14 protein-coding genes and 1 pseudogene are annotated in these 15379 nt (G+C 40.3%); 7 read left to right on the top strand and 8 right to left on the bottom strand.

All coding sequences use genetic code 11. The features are described from left to right. Positions 1-28: 28 nt before the first annotated feature. The 5 genes and pseudogenes from H5089_RS15635 to H5089_RS15615 all read right to left on the bottom strand — a co-directional run bounded on the left by H5089_RS15635 (position 29) and on the right by H5089_RS15615 (position 5104). Complete coding sequence (locus H5089_RS15635; protein ID WP_182712618.1) at positions 29-1123, bottom strand: mechanosensitive ion channel family protein; 1095 nt, start codon at positions 1121-1123, stop codon at positions 29-31. Positions 1124-1220: 97 nt separating this feature from the next. Next, positions 1221-1622: a DUF6691 family protein gene (locus H5089_RS15630; protein ID WP_002958285.1), complete on the bottom strand. Its 402-nt coding sequence runs from the start codon at positions 1620-1622 to the stop codon at positions 1221-1223. Positions 1623-1625: 3 nt separating this feature from the next. Then, a pseudogene (locus tag H5089_RS15625) lies at positions 1626-2038 on the bottom strand (YeeE/YedE family protein). A 2-nt stretch (positions 2039-2040) separates the two neighbouring features. After that, positions 2041-3300, bottom strand: a complete 1260-nt coding sequence (locus H5089_RS15620) for an OmpP1/FadL family transporter (RefSeq protein WP_182712617.1) — start codon at positions 3298-3300, stop codon at positions 2041-2043. A 379-nt stretch (positions 3301-3679) separates the two neighbouring features. Then, on the bottom strand, positions 3680-5104 hold the full coding sequence (locus H5089_RS15615; RefSeq protein WP_182712616.1) for a sugar porter family MFS transporter: 1425 nt from the start codon (positions 5102-5104) through the stop codon (positions 3680-3682). Positions 5105-5462: 358 nt separating this feature from the next. Here H5089_RS15615 and H5089_RS15610 point away from each other — a divergent pair, with 358 nt between their 5' ends. Continuing rightward, a complete protein-coding gene (locus H5089_RS15610) occupies positions 5463-5882 on the top strand; it encodes an N-acetyltransferase (RefSeq protein ID WP_182712615.1) in 420 nt (139 codons plus the stop codon). Between the two features lie 505 nt (positions 5883-6387). Here H5089_RS15610 and H5089_RS15605 read toward each other — a convergent pair. Beyond that, on the bottom strand, positions 6388-6882 hold the full coding sequence (locus H5089_RS15605; protein ID WP_182712614.1) for a dual specificity protein phosphatase family protein: 495 nt from the start codon (positions 6880-6882) through the stop codon (positions 6388-6390). An 89-nt stretch (positions 6883-6971) separates the two neighbouring features. Between H5089_RS15605 and H5089_RS15600 the strand changes: the two genes are divergently transcribed. The 3 genes from H5089_RS15600 (at position 6972) to H5089_RS15590 (ending at position 11215) form a co-directional block, all read left to right on the top strand. Continuing rightward, entirely contained in the window at positions 6972-9173 is a 2202-nt protein-coding gene (locus H5089_RS15600) for an exonuclease domain-containing protein (RefSeq protein ID WP_182712613.1), read from the top strand. 135 nt (positions 9174-9308) lie between these two features. After that, positions 9309-10199 carry a hypothetical protein gene (locus tag H5089_RS15595; protein ID WP_182712612.1) on the top strand — a complete coding sequence of 297 codons (891 nt, stop codon included), beginning with the start codon at positions 9309-9311 and terminating at the stop codon, positions 10197-10199. Positions 10200-10261: 62 nt separating this feature from the next. Further along, positions 10262-11215, top strand: a complete 954-nt coding sequence (locus H5089_RS15590; RefSeq protein WP_182712611.1) for a hypothetical protein — start codon at positions 10262-10264, stop codon at positions 11213-11215. Here the strand turns inward: H5089_RS15590 and H5089_RS15585 are convergent. Continuing rightward, positions 11199-12545 carry a S8 family serine peptidase gene (locus H5089_RS15585; protein WP_182712610.1) on the bottom strand — a complete coding sequence of 449 codons (1347 nt, stop codon included), beginning with the start codon at positions 12543-12545 and terminating at the stop codon, positions 11199-11201. The genes H5089_RS15590 and H5089_RS15585 overlap by 17 nt on opposite strands. 140 nt (positions 12546-12685) lie before the next feature. Between H5089_RS15585 and H5089_RS15580 the strand changes: the two genes are divergently transcribed. From H5089_RS15580 to H5089_RS15570, 3 genes are read left to right on the top strand one after another with little or no spacing between them, the layout of a single operon-like run. Then, a complete protein-coding gene (locus tag H5089_RS15580) occupies positions 12686-13177 on the top strand; it encodes an RNA polymerase sigma factor (RefSeq protein WP_039038091.1) in 492 nt (163 codons plus the stop codon). Beyond that, positions 13174-13914, top strand: a complete 741-nt coding sequence (locus H5089_RS15575; protein ID WP_182712609.1) for an anti-sigma factor — start codon at positions 13174-13176, stop codon at positions 13912-13914. The genes H5089_RS15580 and H5089_RS15575 overlap by 4 nt, the downstream gene beginning before the upstream one ends. A 25-nt stretch (positions 13915-13939) precedes the next feature. Next, positions 13940-14452: a CC0125/CC1285 family lipoprotein gene (locus H5089_RS15570; RefSeq protein ID WP_182712608.1), complete on the top strand. Its 513-nt coding sequence runs from the start codon at positions 13940-13942 to the stop codon at positions 14450-14452. 17 nt (positions 14453-14469) lie between these two features. Here H5089_RS15570 and H5089_RS15565 read toward each other — a convergent pair whose 3' ends face one another. Beyond that, positions 14470-15354, bottom strand: coding sequence for a DMT family transporter (locus H5089_RS15565; protein ID WP_182712607.1), 885 nt, complete (start codon positions 15352-15354; stop codon positions 14470-14472). Positions 15355-15379: the final 25 nt, after the last annotated feature.

The raw sequence follows: 15379 nt of genomic DNA, 5'->3' as shown, positions 1-15379 counted from the left end.
TTAGCGCGAGAGTTACTCGCGCTTTGTTTTAAGTGTCGCCTTGCACCTTTTTATCACTATTAAATTTAGCGGCTTCTTGAGTAGTGTTAATAGCCGTAATAGGGAAGGGGATTACAATACCTTCTTTTTTATAGCGTTTATGCAGGGCTTTTATAAAAGCAGATTTTACCCAAAAGCGATTAAAGTATTCTTTAGCTCTAAGCATTACCGTAAAGTTAATGCTTGATCTATCAAAGGTATGAAAAACCACAAAGGTATTGTAATCATCAACGCCCCATTCGTGTGAAATAAGTATTTCGCGAGCCACTTCAAGTGTTACTTGCTCAACAAACTCTAAATCTGAATCGTAATGCACGCTTATATCTACAGGGACGCTTAGCTCTCTTTCAGGATAAAAGTAATTAATAATACGCGATTTAGATAATTGGCTATTAGGTATAATAATCATATTATTAGGTAGCATTTTAACCCATGTAGAGCGCCAGCCTATGTGATCTACAAAGCCTTGTTCTTTTGATTCAAGCTCAATAAAATCGCCCACTCTTATGGGTTTATCTATCACTAGCTGCACGCCAGAAAAAAAGTTTTCGAGGGTAGGTTGTAAAGCAAGGGCAACAGCCAGTGATGTAATACCTAACGAGGCAATAATGGGTGTAATAGAAATACCTAACGTGCCCATTAATACTAGTATTCCTACGGATGATAATGTAACGCGTATCACGCCTTTAATTATGCTTTTTGAATTAAAAACAACGGCAGATTGTTTGCCATAGTAATTAATAGTGCCAATAATAAAGCGGTCTAAAAACATAATAAGTGCCAGTAGAGCTAGTACAATATTAATGCTATTAAAAGGAATTTGTTGAGAAATAGAAGTACTAATAATGAAGGTGTCGTGCTCTAAAATGGTGAGTAGCACAATAATTGTGCACAGTGTTAGCGGCTTAGATATTGACTCTATTAGTAAAGTATCGAATATAAGTTTGGTTTTTGAAGTCCATTTTTTTAGCCAGTACATCACAAAAAAACGAACTAAAAACAGTAGTATAGCTATAAGTAAAAGGGAGGACGCTGCGCCTAACCAAGGTGTGCTGTTAGAAAATTCCAGCGCTTTATTTAGCATAACTTAAACCTGTTCAATATAGTTTTATATATATTGCAGCAAGTTATGTACCTTTGTTTGGGTAAAAGTAGCTGCCGAGTTTAGTCGGCAGCAAATATTATACTTTTTTGGCTAACCACATACCGCCTAGCACGGCTGCAAAAAATAATAAAAACTCCATTTTAAGAGACACCAATTGAACCAAACCCGGGCCTGGGCATATACCACTTAAACCCCAGCCTAAACCAAAAAGTACCGAGCCGATAATTAAGCGCGCATCAATTTTTTTTAAATCACTTAAATTAAACGTTCCTGAAAGAAGTGGCTTCTCTTTTTTTGCAACCCATAACCATGTAAGCATCATTATTAGCATGGCAACAGCCATCACTATAATTAAGCTTGCGTCCCATTGGTTTCCATAAGTAAGAAAGTTAATCACTTTAGCGGGGTTTGTCATCCCGCTAATAATAAGTCCTAAGCCAAATATAAAGCCTATAACAACCATCATAATTGCTTTCATTATTTATCCTACAAGGTTTGCTGTAATGAAGGCGACAAGCATAAATGTGCATGTTGCAACCCAAGAGCGAGTAGAAAAGCGCGACATGCCGCACACACCATGGCCACTTGTGCACCCATTAGCTAACGTTGTACCAGCGCCAACTAAAAGCCCTGCAACAACAATAAGCCAAGGCGGTAATTGCAATTCGCCTTCTAATAAAGAAGGCGCAAATACCCTTACAGCCACTCCTGCCAACAACAACCCTAAAATAAAGTATAACTGCCAACGAGAGTCTGAATTTGCTTTAGCGAATACAGACTTAACAATGCCTGATATGCCCGCAATTTTCCGTATAAAACCAGTAATAACGTACACGCTATACCTATTAATGCCCCGCCTATTGCAGCCGATACTGGGGTGAATTCTGTTATCATTTTTAAATTTCCCAAACAATAGAAACGCCTAAACCGGTTTGTTTCATTTCGATTGATAATTGTTGATTAGGCGCTAAGTAGTTAGCACCCGTTACTTTTTTTGCTGGCGAATAAAAAGCCATAGCGTTTAATTGTACCTTGTTGGTAAAAGAATGGCTAAAGCCAGTAGTAAAATGCCACTCTTGAACGCCCGGGGCTAAAATATTAAGCAAAACGTTTGATGAAGGAATAGGTTGCTCGGTATAAGATACCCCAAAACGAATTTTTTGTTGCGATGTACGTTGCCACTGATAGCCAAGCTTATAAATAGTCATATCGTTCCAGCCAAACCCAGCGCCGGCGTTAGCCCCTAAAGGTGCTGACACCAAGTTACTGATTGGATTTGCAATACTTTTTACTTCGCTGTAATTTATTTTTTGCCAGTCAAATACAACCTGATTACTTGGGGTAAGCTTGTAGGCTGCGCCAAGTTGAAACGAACTTGGTAGATCAAATCCGCCTTGCTCTGCAAACAAACCTTTATAGCTATCAAACTCTTGCATAGACACTGATGAGCGGTAACTCGCCCCCCAGCTTAATGACGAATTTATATCTTGGCTAATACCTAGTTGAATGCCTAAGCCTGTGCTTGTATCGGTGCCATTATTTGTGAGCGCTTCTGGTGATTGCGAAAAAGGAGCAAAGTTTCCAAGCCCTTGCGCTTCAAACTGTTGCACCACGTAAATAGGGGATACACCAAGGCGTGTTTGTTCATTCAACTCATAGCTTACTGTTGGGCTAATAAAGAGTTGTTTTAAATCAACGCCCGTTGTACCAGCGTAAAAAGTCCCCTCAGGAGAGGATTCTGCGCCGTACTCGGTATTCATACCGCCGTTGCCATACACTAATAAACCAATATTTACTTTTTCATTTAATTGATGGCCAATAGCAAACTCTGGAATTACAAATACGGTGTTGTCGCTTTTTTGTGTTTTTGCTTCAAGATAAAATGCGCCAGGGTAAAAAGTATCTACTTTTGATGCAGTATATTTTCGTTCAGGTGAAAAAAGCTCTAAGCCCAGTGATAGCTCTGTTCCATTAGGTAAAAAGGTTGCTGGATTATTAGCGCCAGACATTAACTCTTCTGACAGCGCTACACCTGCGCCAGCCATGCCTTTGTGGGTCATGCCATAGCCGTGAGTAAAATAACCATTAGTAGCAAATGCACTGAACGAACCTAACGCACACGTTAAAGCTAAGCCTGAAATTAACTGTTTTTTCATTTTAGTAAATACATAAAGTTGGAATGGGCGGACAATAGCTAATTTTTGATATTCTAAAAAGGAATTTAAATAGATTAGTAATAATAAAAGGTAATACGGCAATGGTTATAAAGTTAAAATAAATGAGCGTAGATTGCTATTCAACCTTAACTTAAGTTAAAAGTTTCGCTAACGTATTGAGCTGTAGTGATATTTAAGTATGCAATCGGTAGCTATAAACTTTGGTAGTAAAAGCTTGCTGGTAAAAGGAGCGTTTACGTATTAACAGCAGTTTAAAATATATTTATTAATTAACGTTTAGCTCATCCAAACAATCACTCTTAAATAACGCCATTGTATGTAAAAGCAAAGCGGTGATTAATATCACCGCTTTTAAAAATCACATAGATTCGAGCGTTTTACCGCGCGTTTCTTTAATGTATTTAACAACAAAAAATATGCTTATAAGTGCCGATAACGCATAAAAGCCATAAGCACCGGCAAGGCCAATGTTGGCAAGCATAATAGGGAAGGTCATGGTAATGGCAAAGTTAGCAATCCACTGCGCACTAGCTGCAACAGCAAGTGCTGCCCCACGAATACGGTTATTAAACATTTCGCCTAATAATACCCATACAACAGGGCCCCAACTTAAGCCAAAAAATACCACAAATAAGTTAGCCATAATCAGCGCAAACGTACCCATGTTATCGCTAAGGGCAAGTTTGCCTGCTTCATCAAGGCCTGCACTGCCAAATATATAAGTAAGCGCGCTTAAGCTAATAAACATACCAATACTGCCTACTAAGAGCAGTGGTTTACGGCCAATTTTGTCAACTAGGGCAATGGCAATAAAGGTCGATACAATATTAGTAGTACCTGCGAGTACATTTATAAATAGCGATTGCGACTCGTCAAACCCAGCGGCTTGCCACAGCTCTGAGCCGTAATAAAACACCACGTTAATACCCACAAATTGCTGAAATACACTCAGCGCAACACCCACCCAAACAATTGGGTGTACTTTTTTACTGTTATCAATAAATAAATCGCGAATACTTGGCTTTGTGTCGCTATGCAATGAGCGTTTTACATCGCTTATTTGTTTATCTGCATTGTCGTCTGAAATTTTGCTAAATACCGCTTTTGCATCATCCACTTTACCTTGCGCCACTAAATAACGAGGCGACTCAGGAATAAACAACACACCCACTAAAAACAGTATTGCAGGCACAAGCTCAGCCCAAAACATCCAGCGCCAAGCGGCTATATCAAGCATTAAAATATTTTGCGCGCTGCCTGCTGCATCAGCAATTAAGTAGTTACTTAAAAAAGCAGCAAATAAACCCAATACAATAGCGAGTTGTTGTAATGTAGCTAAACGACCACGTAGTGCTGGTGGCGCAACTTCTGCAATATAAGCTGGCGCTAATACTGATGCAGCACCAATACCTAAACCACCAAATAAACGGTAAAAAATAAACTCCGCAGAGCTTTCGCTAATGCCCGAACCAAATGCACTAATGGCAAAAATAATCGCAGTGATGATCATAATTGCACGGCGACCAAACTTATCAGCCAGCGGCCCCGCAGCAAGCGCACCTAAGGCGCAGCCAAGTAACACAGACGCTACGTTAAAGCCCGTAGCCACACTGCTTGAATTAAATGCCTTACCGAGTGCCGACACCGTGCCGTTAATAACACCTGAGTCAAAACCAAATAAAAAGCCACCAATAGCAGCCACGGCCGATATAAATATTACGTAAAAAAGAGAGGTGTTTTCAGCTGTGTTGGCTGAGTGGGAAGGCGGTGTGTGCGTTGTCATTATATGCCCTGAAATATAAATTGAATATAAAGGAGTATAATATCGTAAAGCGCTACGGCTGAATACATTTGTGCGGGTATAAAGGGTTTGGCGTGTATAAATTAAGCAGTGCTTTGAAGGTTTTAATTTAAGGGATTTAGTTTAAAGGTATTAGCTTAAAGGCGTTAGATTCAATACTTTGCAATTGCATAAACTGATATGAGGTTTAGTATTTGTTTACAGGTGGTTATTTGGGGGTTAAGGTAAATGCATTGAATATAGGAACATTGTCGGTTTATAAAACGACAAATGTCGTAGAGTAGTGGTGCAGTAGTTACTTAGTTTTTTTGAGCATTAATTCTTTTTTGAGGCTAGATGGATGCTAGAGATTGTTGCTACTGAAGACTTAAAGGCTGCCGCACAGTTTACGTTTAGCAATATGAAACCCTATTACGAAATGTATGCGGTAGATTGGGATGTAGAAGACGTTTATCAAGCTACCAAAAACCTTAAAAATTTTGATATTTTGTGTAAGGAGCAACACATAGGTGTCGTGCGCTTATCGTTTGAAGAAGGGCGTTGCCAACTTCGCGATATTCAGATTGAAACTGCTTATCAAAACAAAGGTTATGGTGCTCACGTTATTGCTAAAGTAGTTGATATGGCTCGTCAACAAGGCGTCAAATTCATAGATCTAAAAGTATTTCAGCGTAGCCCTGCATTTAAATTATATAGCCGCATCGGATTTGCTGTCGATAGAGAAGATGATCGTTTTTGCTACATGAGCTTGCAAGTCTAATAGCAACAGTATTATACCAATCCGCAATAATAGTTAATCAGTTTAAGAGGCTAAATGTGTCGCTATCAGCGTTAAAAAACTCTCATTTACGACTGCATGGATGCAGAAGGTAGAGCAATGCAGGAGCAATTGCCGAGAACAACTAAATAGCGTGTTTTTTGTCTAGCTATCAACACGTTTTTCCATCCTCAAAATAGATCACTTAATTAAGCGGATTGGTATCAAAGAGGCGCAAAGCACTTAGCTTTCGCGATTCTTTAGCTAACTTTAGTCAAGTGCGACTGTATTACCCTATGCGGCCATTAGTTTTTAGGAGAGCGAGGTGTACTTAATTGCTGTGTGGTCTGCTCAAAAATTTAAAAGTACATTTAGGCCTGCAGGTTTTGGCTCATTCCTATTCGGTGGTTTTATGGTTTACATAATTACGATTAGTTACTGCTAATAAGTGGCAAAGCTTACCAAGGGTAACTAATAATGAGCGTTAAGATATTCCCCAGTTTTCCCCTCACACCTCAAAGTTATTAAAGTATTCTTTTTGCAGCTCTATAGTGAGTGCTTTAGGGCGAATACCTTGTACTAAGCTATATACCTCTTCTTTTGTGTAACCTGCCGAATTTAAAATAAGCGCAGCGACCAACCCTGTGCGGCCTGTACCGCCTTTGCAATGTATGGCAATGGTTTGTTTGTGTTGTATGGCCTGTAATATGTCGGTTTTGTGGGTGTTCCAGCTTGATGTAAAAGGTTGTTTGGGTGCTTCGTCGTCATTTATTGGTAAATAAAACCAGGTTATATCGTGCTTATTGCACTCAGTATTAATTGTTTGTACGTTGTTTTTTTCAAGCTCCTTTTGCGGCATAAGTGAAAGCAGCATGTGAGTGCCAGCCGCTTTTAATGTGGCGATTGAATCCGCTAGGTTTTGTGTTTTTGTGCCAGGGCAAGGCGTAAAAATAATATTTGCGCCGTTATTGAGTGATAAAACATCGTACGGATGCGCGCTCATGGTAAGTCCTTTATTTTTAATGAATTTGCTTTAATAAGCCCACTATAGCGTGTTTTAGTTACAAGTTTAAGATTGAATAATAAGCACAAATGCTAGATACTGTTTTTATATACAGTTGTGGCGATATTATGAAAAAAGAATTACCAGCAAAATACTATTTAGCGCATTTTAGAGAGCTTATTGAGTTTGTAACAAGTAAATGTATGCATTTACTTGAGCCCAAACACAGCGAATTCATTAGTAAAATTAATCAGCTAGATGAGCAAAGCCAGTGCATGTTGGCGCGGGTATACTCGCGAAAGCCTTATTTAGTGCAGGCGCAATCGCTTAATTATGAAGAAATAACCTCGCCGCATCAGGCTATTTATACGCTAAAAAAAGCCGGCATTTTATTTGAGCCAAACGAGCAGCATTATTCGCAGCTTTTAGCACACTTAACTAAGCCTTCTTTGGTTGAGTTGCTAAGTAATTACAGTGAGCAAATAAGCTTTAAAAAGAGCGCCGCTAAAGGCGCGCTGGTGGATATTGCGCGTGAGTTTTTTAAAGCACGCCCACAAGAGCTTGCGCCACTTTATAGCCAGTATGTAATTAATAACCGCAGTGATTACTACGAGTATTTTGAGTTTTTATTTGCAGGCAAACTAAGCGGTGGTGATGTAAATCATCAAAATCGTTTTGTAATGCGAGACTTAGGCTTAACCGCTACGCGCGAAGGACACAGCGAGAGCTTGTCGCGTTTTGAAACACTTGACGAAGCGCAATCAAACTATTTATTAAACCGTTACCGGTTAGCATTTAAAAATATTACAGATGAGAGCGACTATGTTGCTTTAGCGTCACAGGTTTTAGTGCAAGCTGCACATGGTGCAATTGCCGTTGTATTAAAAAACAAACTATTAGTTAGGCTTTATAGGCAGCTAAAAACAGTTGATAGCGAACTTGCTTTTAGTTTACTTGAAGGGTGCGTGGATGATAGCGAAGCACAAGAAATTCAAATAAGAGAGCAATACAGGCTTGGTAATAAAGAGTGGGTAAAAGCACGGTTAGAAGCCATTATCGAAAACCCACTTACTGATGATTTACTTTATTTTGCTGACGATTTTTTAATGCGTAAGTTTAATAAAAAAACACGTTCGCGTTTAAGTGCCATGCTTGCCGACACTCAGTGCGTGCTAGAAATAGATGAACTGTACCGAGGTGAAGTAGAGCAGGGCGTAAACGATTATTATACTCGCGAAGGTATGGCTGTATTTAATACCGAAAACACGCTTTGGCAAAGCTTGTTTGGCTTAGTATTTTGGCACGAGTTATTTATTGAATCGCCTTACCCACCGTGTAATGAATTTGATATTTACCCGCAAGTTTTGCAGCTTGGTAATTTTTATGAAGCACAAAGCACGCAAATTGACGCACGTTTAAAAAGCTGCGGCACTAATCAGGCGCTGCTTAATTTGGTATGTAAACATGCCGCGCAATATTTTGAGCAGCCCAATGGTTTATTTAGATGGCGCAGCAATTTATTAGAGCCACTAGAGGCACTTATTTTAAACAGCCCGCTTGAAGCGTTAATTGCGCACTTAACGGCAATGAGTAAACACTATTTACAGCTAAAAGACGGCTACCCCGACTTAATGGTTATTAATAATGGCCAAGTACATTTTGAAGAGGTAAAAGCCCCAGGCGATAAACTTAGGCGCAACCAATTAACCACCATTGATAATTTAAAAAATGTGGGTTTTACAGTACATATTGCTGCAGTTAAGTGGTTTGTAGACCCTAACCGTATTTACAGCGTGGTTGATATAGAAACCACGGGCGGCTTAAAAGGCGGTAACCGCATTACCGAAATTGGCATTGTTAAAGTGCAGCACGGTAAAGTAATTGATACCTGGACGACACTTATTAATCCGCAGCGCCATATCCCAAGCTTTATTACTAAATTGACCGGCATAAGCGATGGCATGGTTTGCAACGCGCCTGTATTTGCCGATATAGCCAAGCCACTGTTAGATAAACTTGCAGGCAGTATTTTTGTAGCTCATAACGTGAACTTTGATTACGGTTTTATTAAAAAAGAATGCGAGATTGCAGGGCACTTTTTTAAAATGCCAAAAATGTGCACCGTGGTTGAATCGCGCAGAGCGTTTAAAGGCTTAAAGTCGTATTCGCTTGGTAACCTCAGCGCGCATTTTAATTTAAATTTAACCAGCCATCACCGCGCATTGGCTGATGCTACCGCCACTGCCGAGCTGTTATTGCTGATCCAAAACAGTGAAACGCTAACGCAATAAACGAGTAATTTATATTTAAGAGTATGAAACTTAAATAATTAAGTAACGTTATTATAATTTTTAATTATTTTTGGAATAAAGTGTTTTTGTAAATCGTCTTCTTTATGTCAATCCGACAAACTAGAGGACAAAACAATGACTAAATTAAATAAAATTGTAAGCGTAATGATGTTAAGCGGTGTGTGTACTTTTACAGGTGCAGTGCACGCCGCTGATATTGAACTATCTCAGTCAACGTCGGCGCAGCAACAAACATCTACATCTATTGCGCTTTCACAAAATGGTTTAACAGCCAGTGGTAGCAACGAGTCAAACGTATCTAACGATACACAAGTAACGGCTGATGATTCGCAAAACACAGATTCAACGGCGAATAACACGCAAACTCCAGCGCAAGAAAGCAGCGAGGCCGCAGAGCCTGCAAATACATTAGTTGCATCTGCAAGCGGATCTTTAAATAATTCATTAAATGCATCGGCCTCGTCTTTGAATGCCACAGGCAATACCACAGCCAATACAGCGCTCGATGCAACAGCGCAGTTAACCTCATCGGCGGGTAATTTAACAACCGCTGTGAGCCAGTCGTCATTACTTTCTGTTACCTCTGAACAAGGCATTCAGCCAGACACTACCGACGTACCAGCCGATGCTTCTTTACTTTCAAATGTGGGCAGCGCTACCGATTCAGTTACACAAGCTGATGCAACTAATGCAACTAATACGCTTAATGCGGGTGAGCTTACAAACCAATTAGCAATTACTAATACGGCTGCAAACTCAGTGAGTTCTGCACTGCAAGCGGGTGATGCTATTAATACCAGTAATGAAGTAGTAAGCAATGTTCAGCAATCTTTAATTGCCAGTGTGCAAGACAGTACGGTTAGTAGTTTACAAAGCACGGTACAGCAAAGTGTTAGCGGGCAGGTGAGTGCAGCGGTTACTGATCAAATTAGTAACGATGTAGCACTTAGCACCGCAAGTGAAGTAGTAACCAACATTACTAACGATTTAGACCTAGGCCTTTAATACGCCAAGTGCTTGCACAAATGCCGAATGGGCAAACCTATTCGGCCTGTTGGAGAATAAATATGAAAGCAGTTATAACCGCCACATTGTGTGTTTTTAGTGCTCAAGCGGTGCTTGCACAAACTAACCACATTAAAACAGCTGAGCAAAATAAGCCCTTTAAAAGTAGCTTTGAGCTAAATGCTGATGCTGAAGTTGGGGTATTAAGTAACTCGGCGCTCTCTGTTCAGGAGCTTGACGATATTTCGTCGCAAAGCGACAGCGGCATAAAAACCGCAGCCGGTGTTAATGCAAAATGGCAATTAACTAAAAGCGCTAAATTAACCTCAAGCTATAAGTTTGAACAACAAGACTACGATGAGTTTGATCAATACGATTTAGACCTGCATCAATACGGTTTAGATGGCAGTTATAGCTTTAATAGCCATGAGCTAGGGGTTCGTTACGATGGCGCAAAAGCAAATGTAGATGGCGAAACATTTTTACATTTTAATCAAGCCAGCGCCTACTATGGCCATTTTTTAAACCCGCGTACGTACTTGCGTATGAGTGTAAAAACCAAAGCTAAACGTTTTGTTACTGCAAAAGCACGTAATGCCGACGGCGTAGGTGGGGATGTAGCGCTTTATCATTTTATAAATAATGGCCAAACCATGTTAATGGCAGCGCTAAGTGCTGATAAAGAAAACGCCGACGACAACCAATACGACTTTAACGGCTACGGTTTTACTACTAAAGTTACGCACAAATTTACGGCCTTTAATGTAGCGAATAAAGTGGGGGCTGGCTGGCGTTGTCAAAATAAAGATTACGATGAGCAAACAACGGATGATTTTTTTGAGCAAATACCGTCGCGAGATGAGCACAGAAATGTCGTTAATGCGTTTTATAACCTAGCTTTATTTGAGCACGTAACACTCATAGCCGAGGCTGAATATGGCGATTATCAATCAAAGCTTAGTAGCAATACCTATACGCAATCGGTTTTATCGGCGTCAGTTAAAGTGCATTTTTAGGTGGGTAAATGGCACCATAACCAAAGGTGGTGTCTTTGCCTTGCTCGCCTAAGTCGACGGCCAGCGATGTAAGCTCGTTAAGTGCTTTGGTTTTATTATTACCATGCTTTAACAATAAACAACTTAATGCCGCGCTTACATGCGGCGCCGCCATTGACGTACCCGACTCCCTCCCAAATTTTCCATTGCCTTGGCTTGTAACAACATTTACACCAAGGGCTGCAAAGTCTATGTAATCACCTTTATTTGACCATCTATAAATTTGGTTATTTGCATCAATAGCACTTACCGCTATCACGCTTTTATACGCACCTGGGTATAACGGCTGCGACGCCGGCCCTTGGTTACCTGCAGCAGCTACAATTAACACGTTTTGTTTTATTGCGGCAGTAATACTTGCTTCTAAAACTGCGTTATTTGGCCCCGTTAGGCTCATATTTATTACGGGTATTTTATTACTTACTAACCAGTTAAGTGCTTCTACTATGGCAAATAATGTAGCCCCTTGTGCATATTCAGATTGCCTATAAAACACCTCGGCACTGTAAAGCTGAGCATTGCTTAAAAGCGGGTTAAGTTTTGCGCCTTTACCTGTAATTAGCCCTGCAATGGCGGTGCCGTGTAAATTTGGCGAGCTTAACCCTTGTGGTAAAAAGCTTTGCGTAGTGATATTTGCGCCTTTAAAAGCACTGTGTTTGGTATTAATAGCGCTGTCGATCATGCCAATTTTTACGCTTTGTGTGCAGTAGGGGGCAATAGAGTTATTTGGTGTTACTTTTGCGGTAGGCTCGCCTGTTTGCGCTTGGTATATGTGGTTTCGGTCAAGTATTGCAGACTCATCTAAGTTAAGTGCTTTCAATAATTCACTTTTAGAATTAACACCTTGGGGGGCGTTAAAGCGCACTAAGCTCATGTTAAGTGCGTTGTAATTTTTTACCGACACAATGGTTACATTTTGCTGTTTTAGGGTATTAAGTTGTTGGCTATTTGCCATTAATAACCATTGGCGCTCTATTGCTCTAAAGCCGTTTTCTAGCTCTACTTCAACAAATGCGGTGTTTTGGCTATTTATATTAATGTTAAGCACATTAGGTAAGCTGCTAATTGGCTCACTTATTTGAGCTTTTAGTTCATCAATCGAAACTTGTGGTACAGGCACCGGAAGTGGCAGGAGCTGTGCACGCTCTATAGTTTGTTCAATACGCTGCTCTATTGGGTTTAACTGCCCAAGCACTTGATCGACTCTCACTATATTGGCAGAACTCGTTGCGCTAAATATGCAAAGTGAGGCGGCTATTATGTGTTTAACGCGGACTTTTTTCATGTTCATAGTGGGTTACTTTTATTAAATTTATCATGCTAGTTAGTTAACGTTTAACACATAAAAATATTTCATTATTCAAATTATTTTGATTATTTGGGAATAAATGTTTTTTTGAATCGTCTTCTTTATAAAAGGGGTAAAAATCAATGAACGAAACATTAAAAACCTTATTGCCCATGCTTAGGCGTTTTGCCTATTCGCTAACGGGTAGTAAAGCAGATGCAGACGATGTAGTGCAAATAACAATTGAAAAACTATTAGTAAAAGGCATTCCGGATGACGTTGAGCCTGCTAAATGGGCGTTTAAAATTTGCCGCAATGTGTGGATAGACGAATACCGCTCACGCAAGGTAAGGCAAAATACGGCCCAGGCCGATATATTACCAGAGCCAATTACAAGTAATGAGCACCAAACGCTAGAAAACAAACAAATGCTTAAAAATGTAAATACCGCACTTGGGCAATTACCCGAAGAGCAACGCGCCATCGTATCGCTGGTGGCAGTGCAGGGCATGGCCTATAAAGACGTAGCACATACACTCGATATACCTATAGGCAGTGTAATGAGTAAATTATCACGAGCACGCAGTACACTTTATAACTTAATAAAACCCGACTTTAAAAAGGAGCAAGTATGAACATTAACGACGAAACACTTAGCGCCTTTTTAGACTCAGAACTAAGCGAGCACGAAATGGAGCAAGTGCGCAAAGCCCTTGAAACCGATGATGAGCTAGTAATGCGACTTGCAGAATTTAGCGAAGTAGACATGTTAGTAAAAGAGCACGCAACAAGTATTGACGACGCACCACTTAGTGACTCATTAGCTAAAACGGTTGTAAAGCTTGATACAGCAACGACAAAAAACACGTTAAACAGTAATGTAGTAACCTTAACGCCTTGGCAAAAGGCTAAGCACTCGGCTAATAAAAGCTTAGCAATAGCTGCAAGTGTTGCCGTGGTATTTGGTATTGCAATGACTAGTTATTTACAACCCAATGAGTCGCAAAATTTAGTAGCCAGTAGCATAGCCTCAGCCCTTAATACACAGCTAAGTAGTGGAGAGTATGAGCAAATTGATGGCTCAGTATTTAGCGCGCAGCTTAGTTTTAAAAATCAGCAAGGTGAGCTTTGTAGGCAGTATGCACTAAGTTCAAACAACACAACGCAAACAAGTATTGCATGTAAAACGCAAAGCGGTTGGCAAATTAAAGCGCAAACAGCCACGCAGCAAAGTAATAATGGCGCGCAATATCAAGCGGCGTCTAATAACAGTGAGTTAGATGCTGTTATAGACAGCTTGATCAGCGGCGCACCACTAGATAGAGCGCAAGAGCAGCAAGCAATTAGTGCAAAGTGGCAGTTAAATAAATAATAATGTGTATAAAACGAGGTGAATTATGAAAACATCTATTTTAATTATCAGTATTTTACTTATGGCGGGTTGCGCATCTAAACCTGATTACCGCGCCGCGAATAATGGCTCACAAGGTTACAGCGAGCAAAAAATTAGCGACGATCAATACCGAGTAGAGTTTAAAAGTGTGTCAAACAACGTAGCAGATGCAGGTGACTATGCATTATTACACGCGGCTGAGCTTACCCAAGCGCAAGGCTACGACTGGTTTGTTGTAACGAATAAAGAAACCTTTGTTGAGTCTAAATCGCAAGCGCCCGCGTCAACTATTAGTGCATCACACAGCCAGCAATATGAGCGAAGCTGCGGTTTATTAACTTGCGAAACACGCGCACGCCCAACAAGCAGTGTAGGCGTGCAGGTGAGCAACAATGATAAACGCAAAGAAGTACACACCCTGATTGATATTAAAATGGGTAAAGGCATTAAACCCAGCGACAATAGCTATAGCGCACAAGACTTAATTGAAAACTTAAGCAAAAAAGCACAAAAGTAAGCGCTTTGTAAAAGCACTTAGCGTGTTTTAGCTAGGTGCTTTTTTCGCGGTAAAAATCCAGTAACCAGCATAGTGCCCACAATAACAAATAAAGCGCCTAGTAACGTGTTTGGCCCAATTTGCTCATCTAAAATTAAATGTCCCCAAAAAATGCCAAATAGCGGAATTAAAAACGTGACCGTTAAAGCTGAGGTTGGGCCTATATCTTCAATAAGTTTAAAAAATAAAATATAAGCAAGCGCTGTACACACTACGCCAAGGGCTAAAACGCCAAGCATAACGTTGGTGGTTGGTACTTCACGCATTGGCATAAAAAGTATAAGGGGCAGTACCATAAAACTTGCTGCCCACATTGAGCCGTGTGCGTTATCAAACGGTGCAAGCTTTGGCGCATTTTTTGTGTAATGGGATGCAATGGCATAACAAAATGAAGCGCTTAGCGCTGCTACAATAGCAATAAGTGGCTGAGTATTTAGTATAAGATGGTTTTGCCCAACTAAAATTGCCACACCTACTAAACCCAACAGCAAGCCTAAAACCATACTCTTAGTTGGCTTGGTTTTACTCCAGATAATACCCACAACTGCGCCCCAAATAGGCGTTGTAGAATTTAAAATAGCTAACGTAGATGCGCTGATAGTTTGCGCGGCATAAGCAAAAAGTAAAAAAGGCAGGGCGGAGTTAAGAGCGCCAATTATAAAAAAGTGCTTTTTGTGTTTAGTAAACGCCAAGCGACGCTTTAAGTAAAGCGCCACAATAAAGAGGGTGAGTGCGGCAAAGCCAACTCTAAATTCTATTAACACCGCTGGGCCTAAGCTGGTAGCTGCCATTCGCAAAAATAAAAATGACGCGCCCCAAATTGCAGCCAGAAAAAATAACCGAAGTAGACTTGCTAAGCTCATGATAGTATTTTAATTATACAAATTG

This window comes from Pseudoalteromonas sp. SR45-1, from assembly GCF_014163655.1.
GTDB classification, from domain to species: Bacteria; Pseudomonadota; Gammaproteobacteria; order Enterobacterales; family Alteromonadaceae; genus Pseudoalteromonas; species Pseudoalteromonas distincta.
The sequence above is the reverse complement of the archived record's forward strand: the minus strand, read 5'-3'. Positions and strand labels throughout refer to the sequence as shown.